General features: G+C 66.6%; 7 protein-coding genes and 2 pseudogenes. 2 read left to right on the top strand and 7 right to left on the bottom strand.

Going from position 1 to position 13,120, the window contains the following annotated elements:
• Positions 1 to 278: 278 nt before the first annotated feature.
• Together ACZ6TU_RS17760 and ACZ6TU_RS17765 are read right to left on the bottom strand one after the other, a co-directional pair.
• On the bottom strand, positions 279 to 482 hold the full coding sequence (locus ACZ6TU_RS17760; RefSeq protein WP_469549385.1) for a hypothetical protein: 204 nt from the start codon (positions 480 to 482) through the stop codon (positions 279 to 281).
• A 30-nt stretch (positions 483 to 512) separates the two neighbouring features.
• Entirely contained in the window at positions 513 to 677 is a 165-nt protein-coding gene (locus ACZ6TU_RS17765) for a winged helix-turn-helix transcriptional regulator (RefSeq protein WP_469549387.1), read from the bottom strand.
• A 1,085-nt stretch (positions 678 to 1,762) separates the two neighbouring features.
• Between ACZ6TU_RS17765 and ACZ6TU_RS17770 the strand changes: the two genes are divergently transcribed.
• Positions 1,763 to 1,903 carry a hypothetical protein gene (locus ACZ6TU_RS17770; RefSeq protein WP_469549389.1) on the top strand — a complete coding sequence of 47 codons (141 nt, stop codon included), beginning with the start codon at positions 1,763 to 1,765 and terminating at the stop codon, positions 1,901 to 1,903.
• Between the two features lie 1,029 nt (positions 1,904 to 2,932).
• On the opposite strand, the gene ACZ6TU_RS17775 is transcribed toward ACZ6TU_RS17770, so the two are convergent.
• The 4 genes and pseudogenes from ACZ6TU_RS17775 to ACZ6TU_RS17790 all read right to left on the bottom strand — a co-directional run bounded on the left by ACZ6TU_RS17775 (position 2,933) and on the right by ACZ6TU_RS17790 (position 10,347).
• Positions 2,933 to 3,352, bottom strand: coding sequence for a hypothetical protein (locus ACZ6TU_RS17775; protein ID WP_469549392.1), 420 nt, complete (start codon positions 3,350 to 3,352; stop codon positions 2,933 to 2,935).
• Positions 3,353 to 3,738: 386 nt separating this feature from the next.
• Positions 3,739 to 7,346 (bottom strand): annotated as a pseudogene (locus tag ACZ6TU_RS17780) (DUF6531 domain-containing protein); the annotation flags it as partial.
• Between the two features lie 1,046 nt (positions 7,347 to 8,392).
• Complete coding sequence (locus tag ACZ6TU_RS17785) at positions 8,393 to 9,304, bottom strand: MerR family transcriptional regulator (protein ID WP_469549874.1); 912 nt, start codon at positions 9,302 to 9,304, stop codon at positions 8,393 to 8,395.
• A 200-nt stretch (positions 9,305 to 9,504) separates the two neighbouring features.
• Entirely contained in the window at positions 9,505 to 10,347 is an 843-nt protein-coding gene (locus tag ACZ6TU_RS17790) for an IS5 family transposase (RefSeq protein WP_469549394.1), read from the bottom strand.
• Positions 10,348 to 10,395: 48 nt separating this feature from the next.
• Here ACZ6TU_RS17790 and ACZ6TU_RS17795 point away from each other — a divergent pair, with 48 nt between their 5' ends.
• On the top strand, positions 10,396 to 11,676 hold the full coding sequence (locus tag ACZ6TU_RS17795; protein ID WP_469549397.1) for an IS256 family transposase: 1,281 nt from the start codon (positions 10,396 to 10,398) through the stop codon (positions 11,674 to 11,676).
• A 356-nt stretch (positions 11,677 to 12,032) separates the two neighbouring features.
• Here the strand turns inward: ACZ6TU_RS17795 and ACZ6TU_RS17800 are convergent.
• Positions 12,033 to 12,263: pseudogene (locus tag ACZ6TU_RS17800) on the bottom strand (maleylpyruvate isomerase family mycothiol-dependent enzyme); the annotation flags it as partial.
• Positions 12,264 to 13,120 lie beyond the last annotated feature (857 nt).

Consider the following 13,120-nt stretch of genomic DNA (forward strand, 5'->3'; position numbering starts at 1 on the left):
CCGCCGGTGAACAACGATGCCCTCTGTTCGAGCGAGAGGGCGTCCAGGTCGACTCCAGCCATACGCTGCCCAGACACCGCTTACGGCTTCAGCAGGGCCGGTTGTTCGGGCTGGAGTGGGCCGATGTTTCGTGGGCGGGCGGTGGGCTGCTCGCTGACGCCTACATCACGGAACAAACGGATATCCCCAGGTACCGGAGGACGGGCGAGCCGTCACAGCGTGGAACGCAGGCGACGTCCGTGACAGTTGCTCCTCAGAGCCCCGGCTCGCAACTGACGTCAGTCAGACGCGGACGCGGGCTTCGCTCCCGGGCCCGGGACCGCCGCGACCTGACTCGGAGTGGTGATCTCGTGCCCGGAGGAGCAGGTCACCACCGTCCCGACCGCGCTGCCGCAGTCCCGGTGGAGCAAGGAGATCGTGGCGCCGCCGACCGGGACGATCCAGCGCTCGGCCCAGTCGTTCAGGGCGATCAGGATGGGCACCAGGCTGCAGCCCTTGTCGGCGAGGCGGTACTAGTCGCGCCCGCGCGCACCGGGAGCCCGATACCGGGTCTTCTCCAGGATGCCGTCGGCCACGAGGGCCCGGAGGCGGGCGGACAGCACGCTCGCGCTGATGCCGCAGTGGCGCTCGAAGTCGTCGAAGCGGCGGGTGCCGTAGAAGGCCCCCCTGATGATCACACCCGTGGTCCGCGGACTGAGGGAGCGCAGAGCGAGATTGATCGAGTCGGGCTCGATGTCCCACGCGTCCCGCTCCCACCGCTCCGGATGGCATGCCTTACAAGGCGGCGTCCAGGATGCGTGCCGCCTTGGCGACGCTTCCCGGCATCAGATGGCGGTAGTGCGACACTCCTCAATGGACTTGTGACCCATCCACATGCCAGCCCGTGGAGTAGCTCCGTCATCCTGCGCCGCCCGGGGCGCCACTGCTTCGCGTATTCCGCGACCGTCTGCTGACCGAGTTCCCGGCGGACCTCGGCAACGGACGAGGCCAGCTTCCTTTTCTCCGCGCAGATCTGCGTCAGGCGCTCGATCGCATCGTCCTGCGTGCCGAAACCAGCCTCCTCACGCTCTATACCGAGAGCATCCCTGAACCGAATCGTGTACGGGTGCGGGCATACGTGGGCTTGGAACAACCGCACTCCTTGAAGAACGACCCCATCCCACGGGCAAGCTGTCGAGCCACGCAGCAAGGCTTCCGAGTGAAGCGCCGGGCGAGGCAGCAGGCCCTTTGCCTCAGTGCAGGTCAGCAGGCCGGACACCGTCCGATCCGATGCTGACCATTTGCTGACCCGAAGGCGGTGATCAGGTCTCTGACCTGCGGAAACACCAAACCCCTAGATCTTGGACTTGAACAGAGTACGCAGCACTTTGGACTCCTGGAAGACGGCTCCCTGCCTGCTTTGTGCAGGTCAAGGGCGGTCTTCACTCTACAACTGGCACGCGCCGGACTCGAAGATTGTGAGGAACATCGCTTCACCCTAAAAAGGCTCCCTGCCTGCATTTCCGCAGGCACCAGGCCCGTTGTGACGCCACCCACCAGGCATCTGCTCGGGCAGCCTTCTCGGAGTGTCTCGGGGTTGACGCTGACCAATTGCTGACTTACCTAACGACACATCAGGCGCATCAGGGGCATAGGGCGAGATGCTTCCCCCTGGAAGCATGCTCTGCTGTGAACCGTCGGAGATCCGTCGTGTTTCGGTCCTCGCCCAGCACATCGCTCCGCAGTGTCGCCTGCTGCGCGAGGCCGTACGGAAACATTCGAAGTGACCTTGAACCGCCTCGCCCGTACCGTGGCGGCCGTCGACTGGGAGACCCACCGGCAGGGCAACCGGGACGCCTACCTCCGCCTCTACGAGTCGTCCCTTTCCGTCTTCGACGACAGCCTCCGCCAGCGCAGCGGCTGACCGTACGGTTTCGAGCTCCAGATGGGCCCGTTCGCGGTCGCCGAACTCCGCGCGGCCGACCTGCTGAAGAAGCACGGCGCCCCACTCCCGCCGGGCGGACCGCACGTCGCCCTCGTCGTACGGCTTGAATGGTCGGCTGTGTGCTTGGGCGTACGGGCGTTGTACGGGTCCGGCGCGTGTCCCGTTTCCCGCGTCGCGTTGGACATGGACCGGTGGCGAGCGCGGCCGTGGGCGGGCGCGGAGCGGGATGGGAAGGGCGTGGGACTGTGAGGACGGTACGGGGCACGGACGGGGCGGAGCGCGAAGACCGGGGCCCGATTCTGTCGGGCGTGTGGTCGGCGTCTGCAGTGCTCTTGCAGTACCTGCGGACGTGGGCCGGTTGAACCAGCAGCAGCTCGGGGATGCCATCGGCTACTCACTGGAGCAGATGGCCTCACGTCCGCAGCGGATGCGCGGGCTGCCGTCGCGTCATGCGGGGCGCGGAGTGGGAAGGGCGTGCCGCACCATTCGCGGATGATCGTGTTGCAGCCCGTCCTCAAGGGGCTACGCACCCGCCAGTTACACACTCTGGCCGATCAGCGAGCCCGGACAGTCGTACGGCTTCATGCATCTCGGCGGCGAACTCTCCTCCGCCGAGGCAGGCACGGCGGTCATGCGCATCGCCGAGTGCAACAACGTCCAGCCGGAGGCCGGCAGCCGCCCGCGAAGCCCGCCGACCCGTTCGCTTCCTTCCTGCACGGGCTGCTCACCATGGACGACCTCCTGACGTCCGGAGGTCTGTGCGTCTCGCCGTGCGGCACCAAGCGGGCCGTACCTAGCGCCAGCACGTGCCGTCCGGTGTCGTCATCCCAACGATGCGGTCTTCCGCATCCCACTCGTAGCGCCTGGTGTCCGGTTTTGGGGACAGCGCGCCTTCGGGCGCAAGGCCCTGCAAGTACTGGCGGCTTCCCGCACAGACACGACCTCACCCCGAGCGGTGCTGTCCTTGCAACTGACCAGCCCAAAATGAGATCGGGAAAGCTTACTGCGTCAGTCTTCCGAGATGCGCACCTGCAGCAGATGCTGGATGATGATTTCGAAATCCGACAGCGCTTTGAGGCAAAATTCTTGATCTTGAACGTTGATAGAGTGAACAACGTCTCTGAAGCTGGGGTCGGCGAGCCCGTGCGCCTCACGCATGACCCGCGTCGGTACCAGAACCCAGTTTCTGCGCGTTCTGTCGATTTCCCAGTCAACTTGCGTCGGCAGATCCCTTACGGCAGCTTCAATGAGCTGCGCCACCCCTTCTTCGGGGAACGCGTAGCGCCACCCCATGTAAGGAACCTGAGCGTAGCCATATGCAGCATTGAATTCCGTGGGCAGTTTGAACCATGCAAGTTCTCCAAACCTGCTCAACGCCTGCACTGCCTGCTCGCCACGACTCGACACAATCATCCATTCATTCGTCACCAGAGAGGGCCGGAGTATCCCCCATCTTGGACGATAAGTTTCTTTCCCGGATTCTCCAAACGAATGGCTCGCTCATAGTCACCGTATGGAATCGGTTTCGAGCTCATCGCGGGATCGTACACGTATCGCCCGTCCGTATAAACATCATGATAGCGATATTCCGTCACAATGCGACCTGCATCTTCAGGAATGTTAATGGCTGAACTTTCACGCATCGTGAAATTGATGATATTCCCTCGCCCTCCACCTTCTCTTAGGATGTACTCTGCAATTTCCGAACAGTCGATATTTCCACCAATCGGAGCAGACCTCATGGCTGCGACCGCTCCTTCGTCGGGCGGATGGTTCGGGTTCGGCTCCCTGAAGTCGTAAGTCCCGCGCCCATTCTTGCCACGAGGACATTCGGGAGCAAGTCCGAGTGAATCAGATTGTCCGTGTGGATTACGAACGTAGGTGGTTGGGTTGGGCGCTGGGACGAGCCCGAGCGGATCGGGGGTAAGGTACCGGGCGCTTTCGGGGTCGTAGTGGCGGAAGTAGTTGTAGTGCAGGCCCGTTTCCGGGTCGTAGTACTGGCCGGGGAAGCGGAGGGGTGTGTAGGTGGTGCTGTTCGCGGACCATGAGGTGGTGCCCCACAGAGTGCTGCGTGTTCGCCAAGCCAAGTCTCCGTGTTCGTCGACCAGCTCGGTCGGCGTGCCGATCAGATCGGTGACGATGGAGAAGAAGCGAGAGTCGATCTCCTCCTGTGGTGCGTCTGCGGCCGTGATGCGCTCGGTCTGGGCGACGGGGTGCAGGCCCCGGTGGTCCCACGTCAGGGTGACTGGGTTGGGTAGGTCGATGGACGTGGTGGTCTGTTCGCACAGGGTCGTGACGTCCCAGGTGAAGTCCACGCGCTCGACGACCGTTTCGCCGTCCTGCCCCAGGCGGAGTTTCGCCGTGCGGCGGCCCAGGGGGTCGTACGTGTAGCGCCAGCGCGTGCCGTCCGGAGTCGTCACCGACGTGAGGCGATCCTCCGCGTCCCATTCGTAGCGCCACGTGTCCGGCTTGCGGGACAGGCGGGTCTTCTGGCGCAGGATGATGCGGCCGAGGGCGTCGTGTTCGTACCGGACGTTGCCGGCTCGAGTGATGCGGGTGCCCACGTAGTCGCGGGGGCCGGTTGCGTCCGCGCCGGGGTGTGAGGACGGCCAGTGTGCCGTCGTCTGGTTGCCAGCCGCGTCGTACGCGTACGTCTCCGACCAGTTCGCCGCGTAAACCGCCGTCACCCGGCCCGTCGCGTCCAGGTCGAAGCGGCGGGAGCCCGAGAGGCGGTCGTCGATGCCGATCAGGTTGCCGTCGGCACCGTAGGTGTATGAGCGGTGTTGCACGGCACGGTCGCCGGTGCCCGTCACCGACTGGGTGGTCAGACGGCCCAGGGGGTCGAAGGTGTGCTCCAGGGTGACCGTCTCGCCGATGCGGCGGGTCAGTTCGCGGCCTGCCGGGTCGTAGGTGATGTCGATCGAGCGGCCTGAGGCCACCATGCCGGTGCGGCGGCCCGCGGCGTCGTACGACCATGTCGTCGTCGCGCCGGTCGGAGTCGTACGGCCCGTGCGGCGGCCCATCTCGTCGTAGGTGTAGGTCAGCGTGCGGCCGTCGACCGTCTCCGAGCACAGGCGGCCGAAGCGGTCGCGCAGGAGGGTCAGACGTATGTCGTCCGGGCCTATGGCCTCCGCCAGTTGGTCCGTCATGTCGTACGCGTACGTCGTGATCCGGCCCGCCGCGTCCTTGCGGATCACCAGGCCCAGCTCGTTGCGCTCGAACCGCGTCTCCTCGCCGAGCGCGTTCCTCCGGGAGGTCAGGCGGTCGGCCGGGTCATACGTGTAGGTGAGTGTGCGGTCGTCGAAGTCCGTCTCCGTGATGAGGCGTCCGGCCGCGTCGTACTCATAGTCCCACATCAGGCCTTGTGGGTTGGTGACCCTCGTCAGCCGCAGTTCAAGGTCGTGGTCGAACTCGTAGCGCACGCCGTCCGGACCCGTGCGGGCGGTCAGCAGGTCGAAATGTGTGTACTCGAAGCGGGAGACCCCGCCGATCGGGTCCGTGTGGGTGGTGCAGTTGCCCTCGCCGTCGTACGTCCATGACTCGGTCGAGCCGTCTGCTGCCGTACGGCGGGCCAGGTGGCCCTCCACCGTCCACTCCAGGCGGGTCACGGCGCCCGTGGGGTCGGTGACGGTGACCGGGCGGCCGAAGGCGTCGCGTTCGTAGCGGGTGGTCGCGCCGAGCGGGTCCGTGATCTCCAGGGGGAGGCCCGCGCGGTCGCACACGATAGTGGTCGTGTGGCCCAGCGGGTCGGTCACGGAGGTGACATGGCCCGCCTCGTCGTGGGTGAAGTACGTGGTCCGGCCCGACGGGGCGGTCACCGACGTGCGGTTGCCCCGGTCGTCGTACGTCTGGCGGACCACCGTGCCGTCCGCGTTCACCACCTTTACCGGGAGGCCGAGCTCGTTGTACTCGGCTCTTGCCCCTCGGCCGTCGGGGCGGGTCAGGGTAAGGAGGTTGCCCGACTCGTCGTAGTGGAATGTGGTGCGGTGGCCGAGGGGGTCGGTCTCGGCGACGATCTGGCAGGCGTCGTTGACGACGTAGCGCCGGGTGTGACCTTCGGTGGTGGTCGTGGTCGTCATACGCAGGCCGGTGTCCGGGTCCCTGTCGTCATAGGACAGGCGCAGGGTCATGTGGCCGTGCGTGCCGCCCTCGGCGACGCAGCGGTCCTGGTCGTCGTACTCGTACGTGTAGCCGCGGTTGTTCGTGTCCGTCCAGGAGGTGATGCGGCCGAACTCGTCGTAGGTGAACGGAGAGGTCGGCCCGAGGAGTTGATGACTTCGGTGAGGTGGCCGTCCGTGTAGGCGTAGCGCTTCAGCTCCTCGCCCGTGGCGGCGAGGTGGAGGGCCGTCACGCGGCCCGCCTCTGTGGTGATCCGGAGGTGGTATCCGCCGCTGGAGATCACGGCCAGAGGGGTGCCTTCGGCGTCGTACTCGAACGTGATCCAGTTGCCGTTGCCGTCGTCGATCTGTTCCAGGACCGCCAGGTCGCCGGTGCGGTCGGCGAAGTGCCAGACGCGGTGGGTGGCGGGGTCGGTGACCGTGTAGCCGCTCTCCTCGCGCTCCAGGGGCCAGCGCGGGCCGTGCGTGGGGAGGGTGGGCAAGCCCGGTGCCGGGTGCGGGTAGACGAGGAGTAGGCCGTCCTCGGTGACGAGGACGACGCCCTCGGAGTCGATTTCCAGACGCTGGTCGAGCGTGGAAGACCAGGAGGGGCCGAACCACCGGCCGTAGTGGTACCCCGACTCCACCCGCCGTTTGAAGACGACGGGGAGGGCGCCGGGCAACGCCACGTCGGTCTGCGGCAGGTACATCTTGCCGGTGGTGAGGTCGACCGGGTCTGTGGGATCGCGCTCGGCCTTCTCCCGCGGGTTCGGGGTGTCGTGCTGCTCCGGGTGCTTTCTGGCGGCGTCCGCCGCGCCCTTGGCTTCTCGGCTCGCTGCCCCCTCCATCCCCTCCCTCACCGCGTTCCGCAGCCCGCCCCTCGCCAGCCCCAGGCCCTTGGTGCCGATCAGCTCGGGGATCAGGCGGCCGATACCCTCGGACGGATCCTTCTTGAAGCCCTCCCACGCGGACTTCACCACGCGCTCGGGATGCGCGGCAGTGGAGACAAGACCGGAAAGCGTCATGCTGACGTTCTGGAGATACTGGGCGGGGTGGGTGATGTTGTACCCGTCGAGGGGGTTGAGCCCTCGGGCGAAGTTGACCAGGCCCGCCCCGCCTTTGACCACACCACCAGCGACGTGGAGGATCTCGGTGTTGACCGCCACGTACCCGTCCTCGGCGTTGGCCCGGAGGCGGTCCAGGGCGGGCGGTTCTGCGGGTGCGTGGGCGAGTGCGGCCTGGACCGACGTGGCGGCGGTACGGCCGGCGTCGTTGCGCTGGCGGCGGGCCTCGGCGAGGATCTCGCGGGCGCGCTTGATGTCGGCGGAATGTCGGCCTGCTGCCCCGGCTTCATCTGAACGGACTGGATCTGCTCCAAGTTGCGCACACCCAGTAGCGAATCACCCGCAACCAACCGGTCTTCCAGGAACGTGAACGGCCGCCCGGGGTCCAGGCAGTGCTCAATGGTCTGGCGCCGTGCATCAACGACCACCGAATCCTGCTCCGCGTCCGCAGCCGTCACCGCGTCCACGGCCCGGCTGCCCGGTACGCCGTCGCGTCCGCGCGGCCCTCAGCCTCCCCACGCCTCGATCAGGCGGTCCGCCAGGTAAGGGCATGCCGCCACCGGAACGCAGCCCGGCCCATCGCGATGTCCGCAACCCTCAGACGAGAAGCAGAGCCTTCGACTTCAGGCGCCACTCCCCCGTGTCCGCCATCTGGAGCGGATCCGGCTTCTACACCAGCGGCTCCAGCGCGTGCAGCACGATCTCCTCGCCTCGCCCCCGCCCCGAACCCCGTACCGCAGAGAGCCGGACACCGTCCGGCTTGATGCTGACCATTTGCTGACCCGGATGCCAAAATCAGGGCTCTGACCTGCGGAAACACCCAAACGCTAGATCTTGGATCCTAGAAGACGGCTCCCCGCCGGCTTTCTGCAGGTCGGGGGCGTCCTTCACTGTACATCGGCATGTCTTCGACTCGAAGACTCCTAGGAACATCGTGCGCCGTGGCGAGCAGGCTTCTCATCTGCGCGATCTGCGCAAAGCAGGCTGCCGCGAAGCCGTCAACCGGGAGCATGTACGAAAGACTGCCCCGGTCCAATGCTGATTGGATGCTGACTTACCTGATGAGCCATCAGGCAAGTCGAAAGTCCCAGGGCCAAAGTTGCGAACTGGGGCCAGCGGCGGTAGGTACAGGACCAGGGCCGACCAGCACGCTCCTCTCCCGCACGACCGAGCGCTTCCGTGTCATTTCCCCTCTCCGCCATGCCCAAGGAGCATGACAAAACGGAGGGCCAGCCCGCGGTCGTCCTCTAGGGTCAAGGGAGCCCGGGGTCAAAGGTGCAGCGCGGCACAGAGCCACTAGGCCGTGTTTAGGTAGCGGGTGGCTCTTGGGCGGATAGTTCTTCGGCCAGTTCCATACAGCGCAGGCGGGCTGGGGAGAAGTCGTAGGGCATCTTGCCGATGGCTTCGAACACGCTCATGGAGTCAGCCTCCCGCCTGCCAGAGCCGAGGTCGGCCTCGTCCTCGCCGTCATCGGCGGTAGCAGGGTGCAAAGTGTCCCAGGCGTCGAGGAGGGCATCGTCGTCCTTCCCTAGGCCGGACTCCTCGATGACGGCCTGCAGGGCGCTTTCGAAGGCGTGCCGCTCGACGGCCAATTGAGCCACCCGTGGATCATCGACGGCGACGCTGTCATCGAGTGCCTCCTCGGCGTCATCGATGCGGTCGGAATCCTCCCGCAGAGTGGGATGCGTGGCCAGGACGACGAAGCGGGTGGCCTGGACGGCCGCGCCGAGCGGGCCGAAGATCCGCTCAGTGACCAGCAGACTGTCCAGGTCCGCCTGACGCAGGGAGCCCTCAGTCAGGCTCTTGAGGCGTTCGGTGACGAAGTCGGAGAGCAAGCCCATCCGGCTGCCTTCGGTGCGCATCCGCTGCACGGCGGTCCGCTGCCGCCGCAATTCCGCCTCCTGCTCGGCGAGGGTTTCCTCCAGCCGCTCCAGGATGCCCGCGATACCGTCTCCGCTGTCCGCACCGGCGGAAGCCGTGCCGGTGGTAAAGGCGTCACGGATGTCGTCCAGGGCGATCCCGGCGTCAGCCATCTTGCGAATCCACAGCAGGCGGATCATGTCCTCGTACCTGTAGCGGCGGCGGTCATCGCCGCCCCGCTCAGGCTCGGGGAGCAGGCCGATCTCGTGGTAATGGCGAATCGCCCGCGGCGTGGTGCCGGCGAAGGCCGCCGCGTCACCGATCTTGACCTGGCGAGGTGGCATGACGGACATGAGCAGGGACCTTTCCTCAAGGGACCGGAACGTAAGTCCACCGGACCACATGCCGCTACGGAAGGTGCAACCCCATACACACCGCCCCGCGCCAACGCCAGGAAATGCGCCCTTTCTCCGTAATGACCGCAGGGCCGTCGTTTTCTGCTGGGGCATCCGCGCGACGGCAGGCTGAGGGGTCACAGCCACTGATGAATCGCCGCGACCTAAACTGTCGCCTCGAACCGAACCGCAAGTTTGTCGAACCGGGTCGCCACGGCCCGGTGCTGCTTGAGACGGCTGATCCCGCATTCGACCGCGTGCCGGGCCTTGTAGTCCTCGCGGTCGAAGAAGGGCGGACAGCCACCGCCACGTCCGCGGCGCTTGCGGTTGCGGACCTGATCGACCGGCTCAGGAATCGTGCACCTGATGCCACGTCTGCGCAGGTAGGCGCGATTCGCGAGTGAAGAGTACGCCTTATCGCCTCGCACCCGCAGCGGGCGGCCTCTCGGCCGGCGGACACCGGGCCTGGGCACCCCGATCGCGTTCAGGGCCGGCTCGAACTGCAGACTGTCACCGCGCTGCCCGGCGGTGATCAGCAGCGACAACGGCTTCTGTCCCTGCTCACACGCCAGATGAATCTTCGTGGTGAACCCGCCTCGCGACCTGCCCGGTCCATGGTCTTCAGGTTCGGCGCTCACTCCGCCTGGGGGTTCCTTCTGCACAGCACCGCGCCGGCGGGCACCGGCAGCATGCTGGTGTGCCCGGCAGATGGTGGAGTCGTCATTGACCTCCCAGAAGATCAGCCCGGCCGCATCAGCCCTCGCCTGCAACAACGTCAACAGCCGGGCCCATACACCCCGACGCTGCCATCTCCGGAACAGTCCATACACCGTCTGCCACGGTCCGTACTCGAACGGCAGGTCCCGCCATGGAACTCCGGTCCGAACCCGCCACCGCACACCGTCTACCAGCCGCCGACAGCCAGGCCACCTGCGACTTATGCCCACCGCAGGCAGCAACGACTCCAGCACCGACCACTGCTCATCAGAAAGATCCCCTCGCCCCACGGGACTGTAAGACGTTCGGTGTAACTCCCGATCATGGAAGATGCATCGATGACCAGTGAGAACGTGTCCGAGTCCGAGACCGCCGAGCCCACGAAGGCTGCGTCGGTGAAGGCCGTGGACGACCAGTTGATCGACGAGCTGGTGGGCCGCGCCCAGGCTGAGGGCCTGCAGCTGACGGGCGAGGGCGGGCTGCTGCAGCAGCTGACCAGGCGGCTGCTGGAGTCCGCCCTGGAGGGCGAGATCACCGACCATCTCGGCTATGACAAGCACGATCCGGCCGGCAAGGACGGCGGCAACTCCCGCAACGGCAAACGCTCCAAGACTGTCCTGACCGATGTCGGGCCGGTGGAGATAACCGTGCCCCGCGATTGGGACGGCTCTTTCGAACCGAAGATCGTCAAGAAGCGGCAGAAGCGCCTGACCGGCGTTGACGAGATGGTGATCTCGCTGGCCGCGAAGGGCCTGACCACCGGCGAGGTCCAGGCTCACCTGGCAGAGGTCTATGGCGCCGAGGTCTCCCGTCAGACCATCTCCACCATCACCGACAAGGTTCTCGAGGGCATGGCCGAATGGCAGAGTCGCCCCCTCGACGCCGTCTACCCGGTGGTCTTCATCGACGCCATTCACGTGAAAATCCGCGACGGCGCGGTCGCCAACCGGCCCATCTACGTGGCCCTGGCCGTCACCACCGAGGTCCGTCGCGAGATCCTGGGGCTGTGGGTCGGCGACGGCGGCGAGGGCGCCAAGCACTGGCTGCACATCCTCACCGAGATCAAGAACCGCGGCGTCAGCGACGTACTCATGCTGGTTTGCGACGGGCTCAAGGATCTGCCTGAAGCGGTGGAGACCGTCTGGCCGAAGACGATCGTCCAGACATGTGTGGTGCACCTGCTGCGGAACTCGTTCCGCTATGCCGCCCGCCAGGACTGGGACAAGATCGCCAAGCTCCTCAAGCCCGTCTACACCGCTCCCACCGAGGAGGCCGCCCTGGACCGGTTCGCCGAGTTCGCCGACGCCTGGGGCAGGAAGTATCCGGCTATCGTGAAGCTGTGGGAGAACGCGTGGGAGGAGTTCACCCCGTTCCTGCGGTTCGACACCGAGATCCGCCGCATCGTCTGCACGACGAACGCGATCGAGTCGGTCAACGCCCGCATCCGCCGGGCGGTCAAGGCCCGCGGACACTTCCCGAACGAGCAGGCCGCCCTGAAGTGTGTCTACATGGCCATCATGTCACTCGACCCCACCGGCAAGGGCCAGGCCCGCTGGAAGACCGCGCTGAACGCCTTCGACATCACCTTCGACGGCCGCCTGTCGGCGGCCCGTCACTAACCCCAACTACCCCAGTTACACCGCTCGTTTGACAGACCCCCACATCGCCACGACAGATACCGAACCGCGGCGGACTCACACGGTGCAGCAGCGAACGCCGGGCTCTTCGCGCAGCGGCGGTACTGGGCGGTTCCCAAGGACGTGGACGCTCGATCCGTCCGACGGCGAGCCGTCAGAACCATTCCAAGCCGGATCCCGTGCTCGCGGCCGACGGTGCTGCCGCCGAGGGCCGGATGTTGACTACCTATGCGTCCGCATGGTCAATCCGACCGTCGACGCCTATGTCAGCCGGATCGTTGTCACCGCCGCCGACTCCGGGCCGGCGAGGTGCAGTCGCGCTGGGAACAGGCCGTCCCGTCGTGGCCGAGTGCCGCCGTGAGCCCGCCGACCGGTGGTGTCCAGGGATGGTGGGTGTTGTCCCGGAGGAAGGCGGCGAGCTGGGTGGTGGGGTGGGCGGCCGAATCCCTGCGCGCGACCCGGTCGGTCATGCGGTGAAGGCTCCCGCGCGCCTTGACCAACTCACCGAGCACCGCAGGCAGGGAGAGCCGGAACCCCATCGACATGTGCGCCGCCACGTCGCGAGTCCGTCTCTCTCCCCCCGAACCGTCCTCAGCGCGGTTCTGTGGCCGGGTGCGGCGAAGTGGTGGCGGTCGAGCGCTGCCGTACGTCCCGCCCCAGCAGTACCACCGGATCGACCGTGCGGCCGGACGGGTCGAGGCGCTGCGCGGGCGGTGACGGCGGGCCGTCGGCCGGCCGCCACGAGGGGTGAACTGCGGGAAAACCGCCGGTTCACTGGCCGCAAGGCGAGCAAATTGTGTCGTCATCATGACTGAAAAGCGCGGGTATCCGTCAGGAACCCGATCAGCCGGCCGGACACACCGCCCACCGCGCCCCTCCCGCGAGCCGTCCGGCCGGCTTCCCGGATCGCCTCCCGGACCCCACACGCCGGGCGTACGCGCCCCGCGGCGAAGGGGTGGACCCTCCCGCCGCCGCCATGCGCCGTGATCAGCGGCGTGCATCCGGCCGTCACACCGGTCCAGGAACCCGTCCGGGCCGCCCGCCGCGGAGGCCGGCCGACGGGGGAGGGTGAGCGAAGCCGCGTCCGGCCCGTTCTTCGGCGACGTCGCCCACCGTCCGAACTCAAGCTGCAGAACAGGCCATTCCTCCTGGCTCCACCGTCGTTGACGCGTTTCACACGAACTGTTAGAACGATCGGCGGAAATCGCGCGCTGCTCCGGCAGCCGCAGTACGGGGGGTGGGGGCACTTCTTGAGGACACTCGCACGGGGGATTCCGGACTCGAGAGCCGGAAACGAGCACGCCTGACAGGTCATACGTAAGAACGCCGGGACCGTCGACGCATGCCCGCGGGCATGCCGACACATCACGCCCTGGCGTCTCTCCCATTCGCACACCCGCGGCGGCGTTGGCGCATTTCATGCCAC

This window comes from Streptomyces sp. NPDC052064 (assembly GCF_055585925.1).

Excerpts from the sequence above, each read along its gene's own strand:
- ACZ6TU_RS17795 (WP_469549397.1), top strand. The coding sequence starts at position 10,396 with ATGACCAGTGAGAACGTGTCCGAGTCCGAGACCGCCGAGCCCACGAAG.